This window comes from Paenibacillus sp. RUD330 (genome assembly GCF_002243345.2).
Lineage (GTDB): Bacteria > Bacillota > Bacilli > Paenibacillales > Paenibacillaceae > Paenibacillus_O.
This window is the reverse complement of sequence record NZ_CP022655.2, coordinates 971594-992613: the sequence shown is the minus strand read 5'-3', so window position 1 is coordinate 992613 and position 21020 is coordinate 971594. Positions and strand designations below refer to the sequence as shown.

Sequence of the window (21020 nt, the reverse complement as noted above, 5' to 3'; positions counted from 1 at the left end):
AGCGGAAGGAGCTGTCGGCTTCAGCGATAAGTCCGCTGCGTGAGCTGATCCAGGCTTTTGAACGTATAGCCTTGGCTTCGCGCCGAATCGATCATGCGTCCGAGAGCTTGAGCATTGTCCCTGGATACCGCGTGAAGCAGCAGGACGGCACCGGGATGAAGCTGGCCCATTACGTTGCTGTAGGCATATTCCGCCCCTTTTTGCGCGGAGGTATCCCAATCCTTGTAGGCGACCGACCAGAACACATTGGTGTAGCCTTCCTCCTTGCTCGCCTCCAGCATGCGGTCGCTGAAGATGCCTCTCGGAGGACGGAGATAGTTCATTTCCCGGAAGCCTGTCAGGTCGGCTACCGCTTTTTTCACATCGGCCAGCTCCCGCTTGACCGCATCGGGATGCAGCGTGCTCATATCGGGATGGCTCCAGGAATGGTTGCCGATCAGATGGCCCTCGGATGCCATCCTCTTGACGAGATCAGGCTCCGTCTTGACATAATGGCCCGTGATGAAAAAGATGGCCGGAACCTTCTTCTCCTTCAATACGTCCAGGATCTGCGCCGTAAGCTTGTCCTTCTCGTACCCGTTGTCGAAGGTCAGATACAGCTCCTTCTCGGCCGTATTGCCGAGAAAAATCGCCTTATGCTTCTCCAGCATCGGCATGAAGCCCTCCTCGGCTATCGAGGGCAGCTGCCCGTTTTTGCTTTTTTTGAAGCCGAAATGGTAGGGCTTGCTCCATCCTGCCGCCGCTTCCTGATTGGGCTCCGTGACGGCGGCATTCCCACTGGACAGCTGCTCAGGGGCAGCGGCTCCCGCTGCCTGAGCGGAAAGAACAAGCATCGCCAGCATGCAGCCGGCCGCTCCCGCCGCTTTGATTCGGGCTTTCATTCATTGTCCGCCTCCTGCCTGATTAAGTTCGCATACCGGGTTGGTATGTGCAGGAAGCGGAAAAAATATGCGTTCCGGAAGTCCAAGGAAATACCTGCGCCGCAATCCGGCATTCACGAACGCGGCCAAAGCATGTATCCTCTTGTGCATAACTTGAATTGTGGATAAGTGAGCAACTTTTTCAATTTCTTCATATTACAGGCTTTTGAACCTGTTCATAGTGTGTACAAATCTGTGCATAACTACTGTTTCAGCAAGCATCAATTTGGGTTCCGGGAGCGCTCAAGCGAATTCAAGCTCGTATAGACATAGTCGGAGAAAATGCCGCCGTCCTCGGTCTTGTTCGTGTCTACTTTGAAGACGAACCATTCCCCGTCATATTTCTTGGCGATATATTGCACCATGTCCGAATCGTTGCTTCCCTCCAGGAAGACCGCCGCATCGCGCAAAGGCACGGGACGCTTATCCTGCGGAACGTCGGCGAGCTCGATTCCGGCGAACTCCTTCCGTGCCTCCGCCTTCAGATCGTCCGTCCTGTAGTCCGAGCCGTAAGGCTGGATGGAAGCCTGCAGCTTGTTTCCCTGTGCCGGATCGCCGAAGGAGAGGATGCCTTTTTCGGGATCGAAATCAAGCGCGCTGAAAACATACAATCCGAATCCCTTGCCCTGCATGAGGGCGGCCGGCTTTTCCGCCGGAGCCGTCTGCACGCTGAGCTTGAAGGTTTTCGCCTTGGCCAGCTTGGCGAGGATCAGCTGCTTCACGGAAGCGTCTCCTTCTACCGGTTGTTCCTTATAGATAAAGAAAACCTCGCCTCCTTCGGCAATCCCTTCCGTGCTGACGCCTTCCGCGAGCTGATAAGCCTGGGGCTGCCCGTCCGATTCGATCTCGACCGTATGCGGATCGGCCGCTCCGTTATAGATGCCGTACTTCCGATGTTCCGCCTGCTCTGGAGCCGGAGCGGCAGTCGGCGCGACCGAAGGCTCGGCGCTCGGGGCTGGAGCCGGCGCCGCCGAAGCCGATACGACGGGGCTGGCCACCGGCGCAGGACTTGCTTCGCCGCCAGCCGCGCCTTCAGGAGGATTGCCAACGCCGCAGCCTGCGAGCATCAGCATCAGAACCGCGCTGGACAGCGCGAATGTTTTCGATTTTCTTTTCATGCGGGTTTACACCTCCGCTCTTTAAGACGAACGGGACGAACTCTTGGTTACAGGCGAGCGGAAAAAGCCGGCATCGCGGATGAGACCGCGATGCCGGCTTTGAATTGAAACCGGATGGATGGCTGACCTTGCCTTACATGTTGGAAGTAAGCGTGATGGAACCGTCTTTGCTGTTGAACATGACGTTCCAGTTCAGCGTTTCAGCGATGAAACGAAGCGGAACGAGCGTGCGGCCGTTTTTGTCGATGACGACCTTGGAAGAGACTTTTTTATTCACGCCGTTCATGGAGAAGATGTCCTTGCCGGCCCAGAAGCCGAGCTTGTCGGAGCCAGCCATGACCCAGATGCCTTTGGTCGCTTTGTCGTAGCTCACCGTCGCGCCGATGCCTTCGCTCAGGAAGCGCAGCGGGATATACGTCATGCCGTTCCACATCACCGGTGTCGTGTCCATTTGAGTCGTCGAGCCGTTCACCTTCAGCATCATGCTGTTCAGCTTCATCCAAACCGTCGTCATCTCAGGAGCTGGAGCCGGAGTTGGCGTCGGAGCCGGCGTAACGACCGGAGTCTCCATGAATTTTTCCGGCGATTGCGTCACGATCGCATTGCCCAGCGCCTGGCCGACGCCGAAGACGAATTTAAAGCCTTCACGGTCTGTGGCGTAAGCACCGTCATAGTTGCCGGCAGCATATTGGTCGAAGGCGGCCTGGATCTGGCCTTCGTGCTTCATCAGAGCTTCCGTAGCGGCAGCTGCAGGCAGGTTGCCGTTCGTAGCCGTGCCGAGGAAGGCGCCGAAGTCTTTTGTGAAGCTTTCGATGCGGGACTTGACCGCGGCTTTTGCATTGGCGTCGTTCATCTTGACGGCATTTACATAGTCGCTCTGAGCATTGATGTGATTCGTCACCCACAGCTTCTCGAAGCCGTCAGCGCCGGCTGTGCCATAGAGGGAACCGATCGCCGCTTTCCAGTCGGCCGTATTCATCGCTTCCGTACTGATCAGCGCATCGGAATCCTTGGAGCCGTCCAGCTGCTTCTGCATTTGCAGAACCGACAGGGCTACGTGCTCCGATACGAGCGCGTTCAGGCTGGAGCGCAGATCCGCGGCTTTCGTATCCGGGGTCGTGTTATTGAACTTTTCCGGCATTTGTTTCGTAATCGCCGTGGAAAGCGCCTTGCTGATGACGAACATCGTCTTGTAGCCTTCACGGTATTTGCTGTAGGCATCCTTGTAATCTCCGGCTACATACTCGTCGAACACCATTTGCACTTGATCTTCATGAAGGCGGATGGCCTTGGCAGCTGCATCTTTGGGAAGGTTGCCGGCAGTCGCCGTCGCCAGGAAGGCGGAGAACTCATCTACGAAGGCTTGAACATTCGCTTTAGCGGCCTTCTCGGCGTCCACGTTGTTCATTTTATAGGCTTTGGCGTAATCATCCGTAGCTTTGTTGTGAGCGCGGAAGATGCGCAGGAACTCATCCGCGCCGGCTTTGCCGTAGAGGCCTTCGATTGCCGGCCCCATGTCGAGAGCGTTCTGGTCCAGCGCTTTGTAGGCGGCCGCAGCATCCTTCGAACCTTCATAAGCTTTCGTCATGGCGACGACCGCAAGTGCGAAGTGTTCGGAGAGCAGCTGGTCCAGTCCGGCGCGAAGATCGGCTGCCGGCGTGCTGACCGAAGGCTGCATCGAGTTGGCCGGGGCTGCTGCGGCTATTCCGGTTGGGATAAGAAGGGTCAGGCTGAGTACGGGGGCGACCAGTTTTTTGATTTTCATGTTATTCACTCCTCGAGTTTTGATAGGATCTGAAATGTTGTCCGTGATACTCATCAACCTCTTGCATGGAGTGAAACGCGCCTGGTTTAGAAAAGGATCACTATTGCGAGGAATTAATTTTTATATTATTTTTCATGGTTTTACCTGTTTTAACTAGCAGCAATCATGGTTAATTCTATGATTCTAATATTTTATTTACATTTTCATCATTTTTCATATTTTTCGATATGAATAATATCCTCTACCAGAACCGCTCTGCGATACCGGCCGATTCGATCAACAAGACCATGATAGAGCAGCTGCAAAAAAAGAAAAGGACTGAGCACCAGCCGCGAACGGCTCGGTTCAGTCCTTTTCCTCTTATCAGTGGGCTCCGCTGCCCAGACCGATGCGGTCGACGAGGGTGCGGCTCTGCTCGTTGAGGCCTTCAAGCACGACGCGCTTGCCGGCGGCGGCGTACTTGTCCGCGAGCTTGGCAATGGCGTTGACGGCGGAATGATCCCATACATGGGACTGCCCGAAGTCGATCACGACCTCATCCGGATCATCGGCATGATCGAACTGCTGTCCGAAAGCCGTCGTCGTGGCGAAGAACAGCTGGCCCTCGACGGAATAGCGCTTGCGGCCGCCTTCCATCCTTCCTTCCACCTTCATCGCGGAGATGCGGCGGGCGAAAATCAAGGCGCTGATGACGACGCCGGCCATGACTCCGTAGGACAGGTTATGCGTCATCACGACGATGATGACCGTCACGACCATGACGATGCTGTCGCCGATCGGAATCCGCTTCAGCTCCGTCAGGGAACGCCAGTTGAACGTTCCGAAGGACACCATGAACATGACGCCGACAAGCGCGGCCATCGGGATTTCCATGACGACACGGCTTAGAGCCATGATCAGGACGAGCAGGAAGATGCCCGCCGTAAACGTGGACAGGCGGGTCCGTCCGCCTGATTTGACGTTGATGACCGATTGGCCGATCATCGCGCAGCCCGCCATGCCTCCGAAGAAGCCGGCCACGATATTGGCGATGCCCTGGCCCTTGACCTCACGGTTCTTGCTGCTTGTCGTGTCGGTCATCTCGTCGACGATATTCGAAGTCAGGAGCGACTCCAGCAAGCCGACCAGAGCGAGCGAGACCGAATAGGGCAGGATAATCATCAGATTGTCCACATTCGGCACGAAGTTCGGCAGATGGAAGCTCGGCAGCGCGCTCGTGATGCTGCCGATGTCGCCGACGGTGAGGACGTCCAGTTTGAAGCCCATCGTGACCGCCGAGACGACGATGATCGCCGCGAGCGCGGACGGGAACGCCTTGGTCAGACGCGGCAGGCCGTAAATGATGGCGAGCGTCAGGGCGAGCAGCGCGTACATGAGCCAGCCCTGCCCCCGGAAGTGGACAAGCTGCGCGGTGAAGATCAGAATCGCGAGCGCGTTGACGAAGCCGTTCATGACCGGGTGCGGCACGAAGCGGATCAAATGGCCCAGCCGCATATAGCCGATCGCCGTCTGGATGATGCCGCAGAGGACGGTGGCCGCGAACAGATACTCCAGTCCATGGTCGCGGACCAGGTTGACCATGAGCAGCGCCATCGCGCCGGTCGCGGCCGAGATCATCGCGGGTCTCCCGCCGAAGAAGGAGATGACGACGGCGATGATGAAGGAGGTGTACAATCCGACCATCGGATGCACGCCGGCAATGATCGAGAAGGCGATCGCCTCCGGAATCAGCGCCAGCGCGACGGTGATGCCCGACAGCAGATTCGATTTGGGATCCGTGAACCATTCGTTTTTCCAGCTTGCTGCTTTCAATTCTTTCCCAGACCTCCTGCAGGATGATTTTGGCGACTTTCCAGTCTCAGAAAAGCCGGGTTCCGATGCGTTTCGTCCGTAAGCATTATACGGAAAATTCCGATCGAATTGAAGGCTTTTTTGGCCTCGTCTATGGGGAGGAAGGGCTTGGACAAAGAAAGGAAGGCTATGCTTCGGAGAAGAAAGGGAGGCCATGCTTCGGAAAAGAAAGGGAAGGAAGCTTTTCGCCAAAGGCTGGAAGCCCCTGCCTTGGAGCCCCTGCCTTGGAACGGGTTTACGGCTTCTTGAGCTCGAAGCTTTCCTGATGCTTGCCATCCTTGTCGGTCCATTCCATTACGACCGCTATCGTATTCCTAGCGGGAGTGCAGTCATCGCACACCATGCTGGAGGACAAGGCCGGACCGGGCAGGCCGCCCGATCCATGATAATAGAAATGACCGGGTCCATCGGCCGTGATCGAGAAGGCTTCAACCTCTTTGGGCGCATCCCCCTTGTAGCGGAAAGAATACGTCCCCAGCTGCGACTTCTTGTTCTTGACTAAATCCGCTTGGTAGCTTCCTTCCCAGCTGGCGCCGCCCCCTTTGTACCGGATGGTCCGAGGCTCTCCGCAGCCTGCCAGCAGCACGGCTGCGGCCGCAGCAAGAAGAACGGCTTTTGCGCTGCCTGTTTTCACCGCCATCACTCTCCCTCTATTTTCCATTCTACCAAAAGACCTGGAGCAAATCCGAATCCATCGCCCCAAACGAAAAGCGGAGGATGGAAAAATCCCACCCTCCGCTGCCCATGAACAACAAGAACACGCCGGACTGAATCTGTCCGATTAGATTGAATATGCCGTCGCCCGCAGCCGCCCGGAGCTTTCCTCCCCGCCCATGATGCGGTCCAGAATCAGCTTCTCGTAATGCGCGAAGGCGCTGTCGCGCTCCCTGGGCCTGGCGAGGCGGATCTCGACGTCGATGGCGATCCGGCCGTCCTCAACGAGAATGACCCGGTCGGCAAGCGCGACGGCCTCGCTCACGTCATGCGTGACGAGCACGGCGGTGAAGCCCTGCTCCTCCCACAGCCTCTCGATGAGACGCTGCATCTCGATTCGCGTGAGCGCATCGAGCGCGCCGAGCGGCTCGTCGAGCAGCAGCAATCCCGGCTGCCCCGCAAGCGCGCGCGCCAGAGCGACACGCTGACGCTGGCCGCCGGAAAGCACGCGCGGCCATTCGTCGGCGCGGTCGCGCAGTCCGACCAAGGCGAGCGCCTCCACCGCCTCCTGGCGGCTGCCGCGCCGAATGCCGATGCGGACATTGTCGGCCGCCCGCTTCCACGGCAGCAGGCGCGCGTCCTGGAACAGCATGCGAGTGGACTCGCCGATGCCTGCGATTTCAATGCCGTCCAGCGACAGACTGCCGGCCGACGGATCGTCAAGGCCCGCGATCAGCCGCAGCAGCGTGCTCTTGCCGCAGCCGCTCCGGCCGACGACGGCGAGAAACTGTCCGGCGGGAATATCGAGATCGATTCCCTTCAGCACTTCCTTGCCCCCGAATTTCTTCGAGGCTTCCGAGACGACAAGCCGCTTGCCCCGGGAATCCAGCCGCAAGTCCTCTTCCGGTCCGGCCTTCTCGTGACTTGAATCCGGCTTCTCTTCCTCCGCTCCAGCCTCGTACCGGTCCGTTTGCCCGGCCTTCCCTTCCCGGACCTCCGGCCTGCCCGCCTGCTTCCGTTCCCCTATGCGCACGCTCATGCTCTCCCCTCCCCGGATTCCGGCGTCGTATAATTCGGATTCCAAGCGAGCAGCCTGCGCTCCAGCAGCCTGGCCGCCGTATCCGACAGCTTGCCCAGGAAGGCATACAGGAGGATCGCCAGCACGACAATATCCAGCCTCATGAATTCCCTTGCGTTCATCGCCATATATCCGATGCCGCTGTTGGCGGAGATCGTCTCCGATACGATCAGCGTCAGCCACATGAGGCCGAGCGCATAACGCACGCCGACGAGAACCGAGGACATGGCGCCGGGCAGGATGACCTCGCGATAGAGGGCGAACCCCCTCAGCTTGTACACGCGCGCCATCTCCAGCAGTCCGGAATCGATGGAGCGGATGCCGTGGAGAGTGTTCAGATAGATAGGGAAAAAAACGCCGAGCGCAACGAGAAAGATTTTGGCCGTCTCCCCGATTCCGAACCACAGGATGACGAGCGGAATCAGAGCGAGATGCGGTACGTTGCGGACCATCTGCACCGAGCTGTCGAGCAGCCGGAACGCGCTCCGCGACAGGCCGCTCAGCAGCCCGAGCCCGAAGCCGACGCCGCCTCCGATCAGAAATCCGATCAGCGCCCGCTGCGAGCTGCTCCAGATGTATTGGAACAGCTCGCCGGAATAAGCCAAGTCGATGCCCGCCTCCGCCACCCGGACCGGAGTCGGAAGCGTGCGCGACGAGATCGCGCCGTACTGGCCCAGCAGCTGCCAAAGGACCAGAACGAGTACCGGCACAAGCCACGGTGTCAGACGGCTTTCCGTCCATTTGCCTCTCTTGTCGATGGGAATCCCCCCGCTTTCCTCAGGATTTGGCTGCCACGGCATCCGGCAGCAGATCGTTGGCGACGATTTCCCCTGAAGCCTTGAGCGCGGCCTTGAGCGGCTCAGCCTGCGGCTCGACCGGCAGCAGCGGGAACAGCAGCTCGGCCGTCCGGTACGCCTCTTCCAGATGCGGATAACCAGACAGGATGAATGTCTCGATGCCCAGCGCCTCATACTCGCGGATGCGCTCTGCCACTGTGGCCGCGTCTCCTACGAGAGCCGTGCCGGCGCCCCCTCGGACGAGGCCGACGCCCGCCCACAGATTGGGCGATATTTCCAGAGAGTCCCGCTGGCCGTTGTGCAGCTTCGCCATCCGCTGCTGGCCGACGGAATCGTAGCGGGCGAACACCTTCTGCGCCTCGGCGATCGTATGGTCGTCGACATGGCGGATCAGCTCCTCGGCCGCCTGCCACGCCTGCTCGTTCGTCTCGCGGACGATGACATGCAGCCGGATGCCGAACTTGACCTTGCGCCCCTTGGCCGCGGCCTGCTCCCTCACCTCGCCGAGCTTGGCCGCGACGTCGGCCGGCGGCTCGCCCCAGGTCAGATACACATCCACATGCTCGGCGGCGATTTCCTTGGCTTCCTCCGAGGAGCCTCCGAAGTAGAGAGGCGGATAAGGAGACTGCAGCGGCGGATAGAGCAGCTGTCCGCCCTCGGCGCGAAGGTATTTGCCCTTATGGCTCACCTTCTCGCCGGAGGCGTACTTCCGCCATAGATGCAGGAATTCGTCCGTCAGCTCGTAACGTTCCTTATGGTTCAGGAACAGGCCGTCGCCCGCGAGCTCCTCCGGATCGCCGCCGGTGACGATGTTGACCAGCAGCCTGCCGCCGGAGAGGCGGTCGAACGTCGATGCCATGCGGGCAGCCGTAGCCGGCGCCATCATGCCGGGACGGATGGCTACGAGATATTTGAGCCGGTTCGTGGCCGGGATCAGCGACGAGGCCGCTACCCATGCATCCTCGCAGGAGCGTCCGGTCGGGAGCAGCACGCCGTTGTAGCCCAGACGGTCGGCTGCACCGGCGATCTGCTTCATATAATCGTAGTCGACGGCGCGGGCGCCGTCGCTCGTGCCGAGATATCGGCCGTCGCCGTGGAGCGGTATGAACCAGAACATTTGCATGATGGGTATCCTCCTTGGACATGGGGAAAATGTGAATATCCGTCGAAACGGCTTAGAGGCCGGGCTCACCGGCCGTGAATATAGCCGCTGCAGGGTTTTCCAGGCCGGCGGCACGGGCAGGGCTCGCGTCATTGTTCTGCCCCGCTTGCGTCATTGTCCGGGCGCCGCGTCCTTGACCTTGACCGCTTCGGGAATCAGCTTCAGCTTCAGGAAGGCGTCCGCGATTCGCTGCTGCTCGGCGTAGGTGTCCTCGTCCATGTCCTCGATGCCGAAGGAGCGATGCGAGATCGCCTGCTCCAGCGACGGAATGTCGATGCCGAGCTCCGGCGAGAGCAGCCTCGCAACCTCGCTTTGGTTGGCTTCCGCCCACTTGTCCGCTTCCTTGAGCTGATCCAGGACGATACGGACAGCCTCCTTGTTGTTCTGCTCGAAGCTTCTTGAAGCCAGCATGAATTCATGGTTCTGCACCAGACCCTCTCCCGTCGTCAGCACTCGGGCCTTGGTCGCCAGCTGGGCCGCCGAAAAGAACGGCTCCCAGATGACCCAGGCGTCGACGCTGCCGCTCTCGAAGGCGGCTCTGGCATCGGCCGGAGGCAGGAAGACGGCCGTGATGTCCTTATAGTCCACGCCCGCCTCCTCCAGCGCCTTGACGAGCAGGTAATGCACGTTGGATCCTTTGTTCAAGGCGACCTTCTTCCCTTTGAGATCGGCGACCGTCTTGTTCGCGGAATGCTCCGGCACCAGGATGCTCTCCGACTTCGGACTCGCCGGCGAATGGGCCAAGTAAACGAGCGGCGTTCCGGCCGCCTGGGCGAATATCGGAGGCGCCTCTCCGGTATGGCCGAAGTCGATGCTGCCGACGTTCATCGCCTCCAGCAGCTGGGGACCGCCGGGGAACTGCGTCCATTCCACCTTGTAGCCGATCGTCTCCAGCTCGCCCTCCAGGCTTCCTCTGCCCTTGAGGATATTGGCGGTGCCGTACTTCTGATAGCCGATATGAATGATTTTTTCCTTCGCGCCTTGGCCGAAGCCCGATCCGCCCCCAGCCTGGGATGTCTCTCCATCGCCGTTGCCGCATGCCGCGGCCAGCAGAAGCATGGCGGACAAGCCGATCATCCCTCCCGCCCTTTTCCATCCGATTCCAGCACGCATGCCCGCTCCCCGAATGCCCGCAGTTGGCTTCACGTTTTCCCTCTCCCTTTCGGCCAGACCCGGCCTCTTTCTATTTTCTCGCGCTTAATACCCATTAAGTCGGTGTGATTAATAGAAAATTAGCATCGCTCCGTTTCTCTGTCAATGAATGGAGGAGAAGTGAGGAGGAATGAGGAGGAATGAGGAAGAAAGGCAGCGTTTGAGAACTAGCCATTGCGCTTTCGGCAACGGTCCGGTATTTTTATAAGTATATAATTCCTACCTGATAAGTTGTATTTATAAATGAGGACCGTTCCTATGACTCGTCGACGGAGGAGAAGCGATGCCGAACGAACCTTTCAATCTGATGAGCCTCCAGGAGGCGATGGACCTGCTTGGCGTCAGCCGGGCGACCATCGACCGCTGGCGCAAAGACAAGCGGCTGCCGTATCTGAAAATCGGAAAAGACGTATGGATCGACCGCATCCAGCTGGAGCAGTGGGCTCGAGGAGGCTTGCGGAACGCCGCAGCCGCTGAGAAGGAAGCGGCGGCCGGCCCGGCGGTGGTCCCTCCTCCTTCCCCGGAAGCCCCGTCAGACGAAGCGGAGATCACCGTCGGCTACCAGAGCGGTGCGGCCCTGCTCTGGAGCGCCTTGATCGTCAAAAGCCGGGGCTGGTTCGAGCAGGAGCTGCAGCAGGCGGAGCCTCGCCGCCGGTACCGGGTCAGCTGGAAGCATGCGGACAGCGGCATGGAGCTGGTCGAGGAGCTGATCGCCGGCCGGGTGCAGATCGCCTCCGTCGGCGATTATCCGATCGCCGCGAGCCTGGAGCTCGGACGGCTGCTGCCGCGCTTCCAGCCGGCCATGCTCGCCTTCGACGGCAAATGCGCAGGCGGAGCGGGCATAGCCCTGGTGGCCCGCAAAGAAGAAGGAATCCGCTACGGGGATCAGCTTGCCTCCTCCGCCGCCGTCTCCACCGTCATCCGCTCAAGCGCATCGAGACGGCTGCAAGCCGTTCTGGACCGGGGCCGCAAGGAGGCCATGCCGATGCTCGGCAGCCGCAGGATGGCCGACTGCCTGGCCGCGCTGCTGGAAGGGCGCGTCGGAGCGGCGATGCTGTGGGAGCCCTATCTGACCTGGGCGCAGACGCTCGGAGCGGGGATGACGGTCGCAGCGGATGATTGCGGCGGCGATTACCTGACCGGAATCATGGCGGATGAAGCGTGGGCACGCGCTCACGAATCGGTGACGGTATCCTATCTGAAGGCTCATATCCGGGCTCATGAGCTGATCCGACGGGATTCCCTGGCTGCCGCATCCATCATCCGAGACGCAAGCGGCATCCCTCTGGAGGTCATCCTCCCGGTTCTCGGCACCATCCGCTGGGACGCCAGCGTCTACAGCCGCGACCTGCTGACTCTGTCCCGGCTGGGAGAGGACGACTCCGGACCGAGGCTGCGAAGCTCTTCCCTGTCAGCCGGCCCAGCGTTTCAAGCCTCTTATTTGCAGGAGGCCGCCGCTGCGCTCAAGCTGCCGTCCCTGCCGGATATGGCTATTCCCCATGATTGGACCGATGACCGCTTCTATTGATTCCACCTGCGTCTCTACGATCGGATTTCCGCGCAGGCTTATCTATCGATCTCCGCACGCTCCATTGCCGCGCAGGCTCATCTATCGATCTCCGCACCTTCCATTGCCGCGCAGGCCCATCTGCCGATCTCCGCATCGCCGCGCAGCGAAGAATGCGGATGGCCAGTCATCGGCCAAGTCGGCCTCCCATACGCTAAAACAGGTAGCAAGCGCAGAAGGAGGCTGTCCACACATGAGCGTGTATGTAGCCAACAGCGGCTCCAACACCGTATCGGTCATCGACCAGACGACGAACACCGTCTTCGCCACCATTCCAGGCTTCTCCACCCCGCAGCAGCTCGATGCGACTCCCGATGGAACGAGGGTATACGTCGCCAACCTGGCCAACGCCACCGTATCGATCATCCAGACGTCGACCAATGCCGTCATCGGCTCGATTCCGGTAGGAGGCGGTCCGAACGGAATCGTCATCGACCGCACGGGAACGAGGGCGTATGTGACCAACTCTACGGACGGCACCATGTCGGTCATCGACCTGGCCACCGACACCGTCACAGCCACCGTCGCCGTCGGCATCAACCCGATCGGCGTGGACGTGACGCCGAACAACCGCTACGTCTATGTCGCCAATCAGATCAGCAGCACGGTCTCCGTCATCTCCGTCTCCGACAACGCCGTCGTTGCCACCATCCCGGTCGATACGACGCCGATCGGCGTCAAAGCATCGCCGGACGGAGCCTATGTGTATGTATCCACCCGAGCGGCAGGCATCGTGGACGTCATCTCTACGGCCACCCAATCGGTCGTCGGCACGCTGCAGGCGGGCATCGCCCCGATCGGAGTGTCGACGGACGGAATGAGCGTCTTCGTCGCGAATGAAGTATCCGGAAACCTTACGGTCGTCAATCCGGCCACCAATGCCATCATCGCCACCATTCCGACCAATACCTTTCCCCAGTACATCGCCGTAGACTCCAGTTCCCGCTTCCTCTACGTCAGCACGAGGACGAACGTCGTCTCCGTCATCGACCGGACAACGAACCGGCTGGTCGCCTCCGTACCCGTCGGCGATCAGTCCATCGGCATCGTTGTCGTGCCGAAGTTCAATCTCGACCCGGCTCTGGCCGCGACCAAAACGGTCAACGGAGCCGAAGCGATCGAAGCCAGGCCGGGAGAAACCGTGTTCTTCCAGCTGAGAGTCGCGAACACAGGCAATACGCTGCTGAGCGGCATCCAGCTCACCGACGCCCTCGAGCCTGCCGGAGCCTTGCTGTTGAATGAAACCTTGACCACTCTCGCTCCCGGTGAGTCCGTCACGAGAGAGATTCCCTACGTCGTGCCGGATCCGGCGCCGGCGTCGGTGCTGACCAACCGCTTCATCGCCGACGCCCCGCTCTCCGGCATCTCCTCCGAATCCGATGCCGTCATCAACGTAGGGGCTTCCTCGCCTCTGCTTGCGCTGACCAAAACGGCGGATCGTGCCGCAGCCGCGCCGGGCGAGATCGTCACGTATACGATCGTCGTGACCAATACGGGATCGATGGACCTGTCGAACCTCGTCCTGTCCGACGCCACGCTGGGATTGAACCAGATCATCGGGAGCCTCATGGTCGGGGAGAGCGCCACGATCACCGCCAGCTTCGCCATCCCCGCCGGCACTCCCGCAGGAACGGCGCTCATCAATACCGCCTTTGTCGAGGGCGGAGGAGCCGCGGCAGAGGACTCCGCCAGCGTGACGGTCAGCTCCGCGCCGGCCCTCTCCCTGCTCAAAGAGGCGGATCCGGCCACCGCCGTGCCCGGAGAGTCGATCCGTTATACGTTCACGGTGACAAATACAGGCAACGAGCCGCTTACCGGCATCGTCATCTCCGATCCCCGCATCGGAGCCTCCATCTTTATCGACGGCCTTGCGGTCGGAGCGTCCGCCACCCGCTCGCTCGACTTTGCGGTTCCCGAGGGCACCCCTCCTGGCCTGCTCGTCAACACGGCTGAGGCCGCTGCGGATCAAGGCGCGTCCGCCAATGCGTCCGCCACCGTCATGATCGCGCCTGTAGCCCGGATCGTGCTCAACAAGAACGCTTCGCCCACGACGGCCTTCCCCGGCGAAACCGTCGCCTACACGATCGAGATCGTGAATACGGGAACCGCCACGTTGACGAACGTCCGGGTGACCGATCCTTTCCTCGGGCTGGATCAGGTCGTCGACAGCCTTGTTCCTGGAGCGAGAGCCACCTTCACCGGCACGTTCACCCTGCCTGTCGACGCCTTGGCCGGCACGGAGTTCACGAACGTTGCGTCCGTCGTCACCGACCAGACGCCCTCCATCTCCCAGGAAGCGGTTGTAACGGTCAGGGAATCGCCTTCCATTTTCCTGGAAAAGAGCGTCTCTCCGGCGAACGCGAGCGTCGGCGAAACGGTGATCTATACGTTTGTCATCCGCAATACCGGCAACGTGCTGCTCACGGACCCTCTGCTGCTCGATCCGTCGCTCGGCTTGAATCGAGGCTTGCCGGCCATCCCGCCCGGAGGCTCCGTCACGGAGACCGTCGCCTTCGTCGTGCCGCCGGACGCGCCGGATCTCATCCTCAACACCGCCTCCGCGCAGGCGAGCTCGATGGAGCGGTTCCTCGTCTCCCAGTCCGACTCGTCCCTCTTCGTCATCCGCCTGACCAAGACGGCGACGCAGGCGGAGGCCAGCCCCGGCGAGCGGATCAGCTATACGTTCATCGTCGAGAATACGGGCAATGTGCCTCTGACGAATCTGGTGCTCAGCGATCCGGAGCTCGGGGTGAGCGAACGCATTCCGTTCCTGGACGCAGGCAACGCCTTGACCTTCTCGCTGAACTACGTCATCCTGCCGATGCCGGGCGGCACCGTCATCGTGAACACGGCGACGGTCGGCGGAGACGGCGTTTCGGCGGAGAGCTCCGCCTCCGTCACCGTGCGCAGCATTCCGGGGATGTCGATCCTCAAGACGGCGAGCGCGGTCTCGGCCGCACCCGGCGAAGTCATCACCTTCATGATCCAGACGGTCAATACCGGCAATGTGACGCTGCCCGACGTCACCGTCACGGACCCTCTGCTCGGCATCGCCACCGCTCCGGCGCCGCTCGATCCGGGCGGGACGCTGACGCTGACGGGAACCTATAGTGTGCCTGCGGGCACGCCGGCAGGCACGATCATCACCAACACGGCAACGGCCTCTTCCGCGTTGACAGGCGTGCGGGAGGGGGCGGCCTCCGTCATCGTCGCTGCCGCTCCTGCTCTCTCCATCGCGAAGACGGTCGACCGGGAGACAGCCTCTCCGGGACAGAGCGTCCTGTTCACCATCATCGTCACCAATGTATCCGCCGCGACGCTCGCCGCCGTGCGGATTACCGACCCCGTGCTGAGCATCGATGAAACGGTCGCCTCGCTGGCTCCCGGAGCCCAGGCGGTGCTGACGTCGAGCTTCCTGATTCCGGCAGGAACGCCGGCCGGTACGGTCATCACCAATACCGCTCAGGCGCTGGCCCCGCTTACGGTGCCGGTCTCGGCCTCGGCCAGCGTGGTCGTTGCCGCCGTTCCGTCCCTCACCGTCATCAAGGAAGCCGGAGTCTCCGAAGCGCCGGCCGGCACGCTGGTTTTCTACGAGGTATCCATCCTGAACACCGGCAACATCCGGCTGACCAACCTGCTTCTGACCGACAGCTTCGTATCCGCGACTCTGGCGATCGCCTTCCTCGAGCCCGGAGAGTCCCAATCCCAGCTTGTGCCGTTCCGGCTGCCGGCCGGACTTGCGCCAGGCGACTTGTTCACCAATACCGTCACGGTGTCGAGCACCGAGACGGGTCCCGTTCAGGATTCGGCTCAGGTTCTCATTCTGCCGCCTCCGGACGTGGAGCTCACGGCATCGCCGTATCCGGCCTATGTGCTGCCGGGCCAGCGGGTGACGGTCACGATCACGGCGACCAACCGCGCCGATACCACGCTGACCAATCTCGCCGTCTTCAACGGCTTCACCGGCATCGACGACCGGATCGCCTCGCTGGCTCCCGGCGAATCCATCGCGCTGGCACGCGAAGTGTTCATCCCGCCGCTGACGCGCGCCGGCACGGAGTTCCCGAGCCTCGCCTATCTGGAAACGGACCAGACGACGACGCGGACCGCTCCCGTGCTCGTCATCGTGCTTCCGGATCCGTCGTTCCGGCTCACGAAGACGGCCAGCACGGCGGAGGCGATCGCCGGGGAAACGGTGCGCTTCCGCGTGGAGGCGGTGAATACCGGCAATACGGACTTGAACGGCGTGCTCGCCGATCCGCTGCTGAGCGTGGCGATCGGCCCGGGGACGCTGCTGTATCAGAGCCGGATCATCCTGACGATGCCGTATACGATCCCTCCGGAGACCGAGAACGGAGCCGTCGTCACCAATACGGTCCGCAGCCAGGGGGTGCTGAAGGAGCTTCAGGCTTCCGCCTCCGTCAAGGTGCTGCGCGTCCTCGAGGTGACCAAATCGGCCGATGTGCTCGAAACCTTCCTTGGAGCCGTCATCCGGTACACGGTCGTCGTGGAGAACAACAGCGGCTTCACGGCGGAGGACGCCATCCTGACCGACGACCTTTCCCCTTCGCTCGCCCTCGTGCCCGACAGCGTAACGATCGGCGGCCGTCCCGCGCCGGCGGCAAGCCTGAAGAACGGCATCCCGCTCGGCACGATAGCGCCAGGCCGGCGTCTCGTCATCGCCTTCGCCGCCCGGGTGCTTTCCATTCCGCGTCCAGCCGGCGCCGGCTCCATGTCGTCCGATCATTCCGGAGTGCTGCTCAACCAAGCCGTCGTGACCTTCGGCGTGCGCTCCCCCTCCGGCCGTGATGTCGTCGTTCGGGCGCTGTCCAACATCTCCCGAATCTCCGTCACCGAAGAGGAGGAGTAAACAGGAAATCCCTCTCGTCATGCAGACGAGAGGGATTTCCTGTTTATTTGACCGGACGGCTGGTGAAGTAAAGCGTCTGCGGGCCCGCCGATCCGCCGGTCAGGCTGAGCCGGGACGGAACCGTCTTCCCTTTGCGCCCGACATTGAACTCGGAGAGCTGCCACGCCATCGTGTAGTTCAGGAAGCCGGAATTCAGCAGCTTGCCGCCCCAGCCGATCGTATAATGGCCCGAACCGCCGGACGGGTTCAGATAGACGCCTACGGTGCGGCGCTCGTCGCTGTCGTTCTCGATCTCGACCGACATGTCGTAGATGACTCCGTAGTTGCCGGGGTTCAGGACGGCGGCGCCGCTCGTGGCGTCCACGCCCTGCTCGTATTCTCCCGGCATGAAGTCGGCCCACTGGCCGGAAGGCGACGAATCGACCCGAAGCAGGGAATTGCCGGCCGAGGTTTTGTAGACCAGCGTGCCGGTACGGTCGTAATGCGGGAACGTGCCGCGGATATGCCGGTCGGGCGGCAGCACCGGCTCGGCGAGCGGATCGGCCGGCCGCATCGCATAGCCGAGCGTAGTGACGGTCACCGGCGCGGCGCCGCCGGAAGCGGACTCCGCGCGCAGCTGCAGGAAGCCGCTGAGCGTATGCGTCGCGGGCACCTCGGCGGTCCGCCAGTAGGATTCCCCCGGCTTCAGCACGGCCACCGGCCGCTTCGAGCCGCGATCCTTGAGAAAGGCGGCGAGGGCGATCTGGCCGGCTACGTCCGGGTAGTAGTCCACTCCCGCTCCGGAGCCTTCCTCGTATAGCTTGACCGTGTAGCCCGACGTATTGGTCACCGCGGCGCCGATCTGCAGCGGCGCTCCCGTATTGTTGAGATGATGGTAGAAGACGCGGAAGGAGCCTGTCACCACATCCCGGTAATAGGCGCCTGGTGCGGTCGGCATTTCCGGAGAATCGCTGAGGATGAGCTGGCCGCCCGTTGGAGTCAGCACCGGCTTCTCCATGGCCTGGGCCGGCTTGAGCGATTCAATCGGGACGGTAACGAACGGCTGGTCCTTCGCCATCGCCTGCAGGCCGGCTCCCGATTCGGGAACGGCGGGCGGCGAAGCGGATGCCGTCCCCCCCAGCAGCAGACTGGCGGCAACGAGGCTGTACGCAAGCTTTTGACCATGTGATCTCATGAACAATTCCTCCTGTTCGATCATGGGTTGTCTAGCCCGGCTTCCTTCAGCGGCGGATCGGAAGGAAGTTCCCCTTTCGACCCTGTTGTCCAGTGTGTCCCAATCGTCCATTCTGCTCTTCCATCGTTGCCCTGTTCCTTCCGATTTCATGCCTGCCCGAGAAATGTTCACGGACTTCTTCCCTATCCTTTTCGCAGCCAGAACTTTTCGCTCGCCTAATGATTGCTTCGGTTTCATTTCCTATCGCTCTCGTCATTCACCTGCCCGCGCTGTCATCCTGCTCCCTATTTCTTGCGTCCAAGCGGCAGGCCGCCGCTTCCTCCAGCCCCTCATCCCGCTCGCGGCGGCAGCAGCTGCCCAAGAGGGCTGAAGTCGTCTAGGCCGCATGCCTCACGCTCCCTCGACCACCTCCTTCTCCACATCCTCCGGCCAGTGCATCTCCACGCCGCGGGACGCCAGCAGCTCCTGGTAGCCGGCCAGACGCTCGGCTTCTCCGCGCACCTCGCGCGGCCGCAGCCCGGTGCGGAGGCAATAGGCGGCGAGCGCCCCGGCAGCCTCGCCGATGTTCCACTCCGTCGGGTGCAGGCGGTAGCAGCCGTTGGAAATCTGGGTCGTGCCGATGTTCTTGCAGGCGGGAAGCAGGTTGTTCATCCGCACCGGGATGAGAGCCCCGAGCGGGATCTCGTACGGATAGTTGGGAATGTAGAAGCTCCGGTACGTCACGGTCGTATGATGAAGATCCAGATGATAGCTGCCGACTCCGACGCTGTCCCCGTACCTTCGGATGCCCTCGCTGCCGCGCATCTCCTTGCTGACGTCGGCCTCCGTAATCGTCTGGATCGCCTTGATGCGGCGGGATTCCCGGATGTAGACGGACTTGGCGAGGCCGTCCTTCGTCCCCAGCACATCCGGCCGCAGCCGCACGCCAGGCCAGCCCTTGCCCCCGTCGAGCCGCGGCGCCTCCGTCTGCAGCCAGTAGACGACGGACAGCGTCAGCTGCCTCGCCGCATACAGCCGATCCTCCTTGACGGTCGGAGGAACATCCAGGATCGTGCCCAGATAATAATCGTTCTGGGCCCAGTTGAGCAGCGACAGATCTCCGTCATAGAGAGGAGCCGCAAGATGGCGGGGATCCAGAATCCGGCGGTAATCCCACAGGGAGGTGACGCCCTTGTCGTTGGGCAGCAGGGTGAACTCCTTTTTCTTCGTCGTGTCATTGGCATCGGTAGCGAACCAGCTCAGCAGCGGGTAAGGGGAAAACGGCGGGACGAGATCCCTCCAGTACGAATACATTTCCGGAGGCTTCTCCGGCGTGAAGTCCGCTCCGGGAATGTACTCCAGCGCCGCCACATGGGTGAACGCCTGCACATCCTCCGGATCGCCCGTCTCCGGCGCATGCGGCTCGCCGCTCTCGCTGCGGGATTCCGAGCCGACCGCATATTCCGTCCCCGTCATCGGGAGCAGATCGCCGCATTCCGTCGCATCCAGCACATACGGCGCGCGCAGGATCATGCGGCGGTCCGTCCTGCGGCAGGCGACCGTTACGGAAGACACCAGATCTCCCTCCGTCTCTGCGCTTACGGCGGCCGTTTCCTTGAGGATCCGCAGCTTGCCGCTGTTGACGTACGGAGCCAGCATCGCCTCCAATACGGACAGCGCGACGCGGGGCTCATGCGCCAGGCGGCTGACCCAGCCGTTGCCGGGGTTGAGCAGCTTGTCGGCCCGGGCCGCCTCCGTGAGCGGATAGTTGGCCCGGTAGTACGCGCGGATCCGCTCCCTCAGCTCCCGGAACGAAGCCGTGCAGCCGCAGCTCTCGATCCATCGGTGCTCGTCGGGAGGCACCGCCTGCGAAGTCAGCTGCCCGCCGATCCAATCGGTCTCCTCCGTCAGGATGACCCGGCATCCTTCCCGCGCCGCGGCCAGCGCCGCGGCCGTCCCTCCAAGACCTCCGCCGATGATCAGCACATCCGCTTCCAGCTCCTGCATCTTCATGCCGTCTCCTCCTCCGTTCTTCTTCCCATCAGGTCCAGCGCCATCTTCGCGGCGCCGCAGCAGCCTGCCGCCGTGCCGAGCAGAGCCGGACGCAGCTCGATCCTCGCGCCCTCCGAGGCCAGCGCCTCGTCCAGCAGCGGCCGCCACTCCCGCAGCGAATCCGCGGCGCCGCCTCCCAGCAGGACGGCTTCGGGATCGAGGGCGGCGGCCAGATTGCCGATAAATACGGCCAGCATCCCCGCATAATTCCGAAGCAGCCCCTGAGCAGCAGCATCTCCTGCCCGGTACCGCTCCATCAGCCCTTCCGGCCCGATCGGACCGAAAGCCGCAGAGGCATCGCGCATGAGCGCCGTGCCCGACAGGTACATCTCCGCGCAGCCCCGGCGGCCGCAGTTGCATGGACGTCCGCCCGGCACGAGCACGACATGGCCCCAGTCTCCGCCTCCCCAGCGGGCTCCGCGCAGCAGCCTGCCGCCGGCAAGATTGGCTCCTCCGACTCCGGTGCCGAGCGTCAGCATGACCGCGTCGCGCAGCCCTCTTCCGGAGCCGACCCAGCATTCGCCGAGCAGCGCCGCATTGGCGTCGTTGTCCACGCTTACCGGCAGCCCGAAGCGGAGTCCGGCCCACTCCGAGAGCCGCATGCCGGTCCAGCCGGGCAGGTTGTCCGTCGCATAGGCGACTTCCCCGCTGCCCGCATCGATGCGGCCCGCGCTGGCGATTCCGATCGCCTCGGACTCGGGATGCCTCTCCAGCAGCAGCGCCGCCAGATTGTCCAGCGAGGAGAGGATTCCCGTCCGGCCGCGAGCCGCTTCCGTCGGCACCGACAGCTCCTCCAGAATGCGCCCCCGATGATCCGCGGCGATTCCTTTAATGGAAGTGCCTCCGATATCGATTCCTACCAGCGTCGCGATCCCGCCCAC

At 62.0% G+C, this 21020-nt stretch carries 14 protein-coding genes; 2 read left to right on the top strand and 12 right to left on the bottom strand.

The genetic code is table 11. The features are described 5' to 3' along the window. Positions 1–20: 20 nt before the first annotated feature. The 9 genes from pdaA to CIC07_RS04370 form a co-directional block, all read right to left on the bottom strand. A complete protein-coding gene (gene pdaA, locus CIC07_RS04410) occupies positions 21–881 on the bottom strand; it encodes a delta-lactam-biosynthetic de-N-acetylase (protein WP_083688538.1) in 861 nt (286 codons plus the stop codon). A gap of 260 nt (positions 882–1141) precedes the next feature. Continuing rightward, positions 1142–2038: a DUF8580 domain-containing lipoprotein gene (locus CIC07_RS04405; RefSeq protein ID WP_076358711.1), complete on the bottom strand. Its 897-nt coding sequence runs from the start codon at positions 2036–2038 to the stop codon at positions 1142–1144. A 133-nt stretch (positions 2039–2171) separates the two neighbouring features. Next, the gene (locus CIC07_RS04400; RefSeq protein ID WP_076358710.1) at positions 2172–3803 is read right to left on the bottom strand and encodes a copper amine oxidase N-terminal domain-containing protein; all 1632 of its coding nucleotides are present in this window, start codon (positions 3801–3803) and stop codon (positions 2172–2174) included. A gap of 363 nt (positions 3804–4166) precedes the next feature. Continuing rightward, positions 4167–5615: a SulP family inorganic anion transporter gene (locus tag CIC07_RS04395; protein ID WP_076358709.1), complete on the bottom strand. Its 1449-nt coding sequence runs from the start codon at positions 5613–5615 to the stop codon at positions 4167–4169. Between the two features lie 274 nt (positions 5616–5889). Next, positions 5890–6288, bottom strand: coding sequence for a hypothetical protein (locus CIC07_RS04390; protein WP_139334449.1), 399 nt, complete (start codon positions 6286–6288; stop codon positions 5890–5892). Between the two features lie 147 nt (positions 6289–6435). Beyond that, a complete protein-coding gene (locus tag CIC07_RS04385; RefSeq protein ID WP_083688536.1) occupies positions 6436–7347 on the bottom strand; it encodes an ATP-binding cassette domain-containing protein in 912 nt (303 codons plus the stop codon). Continuing rightward, positions 7344–8186, bottom strand: a complete 843-nt coding sequence (gene ssuC, locus CIC07_RS04380; RefSeq protein ID WP_083688534.1) for an aliphatic sulfonate ABC transporter permease SsuC — start codon at positions 8184–8186, stop codon at positions 7344–7346. Before ssuC ends, CIC07_RS04385 begins: the two co-directional genes overlap by 4 nt. Beyond that, positions 8164–9306 carry an FMNH2-dependent alkanesulfonate monooxygenase gene (ssuD, locus tag CIC07_RS04375; protein ID WP_076358707.1) on the bottom strand — a complete coding sequence of 381 codons (1143 nt, stop codon included), beginning with the start codon at positions 9304–9306 and terminating at the stop codon, positions 8164–8166. The genes ssuC and ssuD overlap by 23 nt, the downstream gene beginning before the upstream one ends. Positions 9307–9456: 150 nt before the next feature. After that, entirely contained in the window at positions 9457–10458 is a 1002-nt protein-coding gene (locus tag CIC07_RS04370) for a sulfonate ABC transporter substrate-binding protein (RefSeq protein ID WP_076358862.1), read from the bottom strand. Between the two features lie 322 nt (positions 10459–10780). On the opposite strand from CIC07_RS04370, the gene CIC07_RS04365 reads away from it, so the two are divergent. Further along, complete coding sequence (locus CIC07_RS04365) at positions 10781–12025, top strand: helix-turn-helix domain-containing protein (protein WP_076358706.1); 1245 nt, start codon at positions 10781–10783, stop codon at positions 12023–12025. A gap of 232 nt (positions 12026–12257) precedes the next feature. Further along, entirely contained in the window at positions 12258–16934 is a 4677-nt protein-coding gene (locus tag CIC07_RS04360) for a DUF7507 domain-containing protein (protein ID WP_165895292.1), read from the top strand. A 43-nt stretch (positions 16935–16977) separates the two neighbouring features. On the opposite strand, the gene CIC07_RS04355 is transcribed toward CIC07_RS04360, so the two are convergent. From CIC07_RS04355 to CIC07_RS04345, 3 genes are all read right to left on the bottom strand, one after another. After that, a complete protein-coding gene (locus CIC07_RS04355) occupies positions 16978–18108 on the bottom strand; it encodes a hypothetical protein (RefSeq protein WP_139334448.1) in 1131 nt (376 codons plus the stop codon). Between the two features lie 390 nt (positions 18109–18498). Continuing rightward, complete coding sequence (locus CIC07_RS04350; RefSeq protein ID WP_076358703.1) at positions 18499–20100, bottom strand: FAD-dependent oxidoreductase; 1602 nt, start codon at positions 20098–20100, stop codon at positions 18499–18501. Continuing rightward, complete coding sequence (locus CIC07_RS04345) at positions 20097–21020, bottom strand: ROK family protein (protein WP_076358702.1); 924 nt, start codon at positions 21018–21020, stop codon at positions 20097–20099. The genes CIC07_RS04350 and CIC07_RS04345 overlap by 4 nt, the downstream gene beginning before the upstream one ends.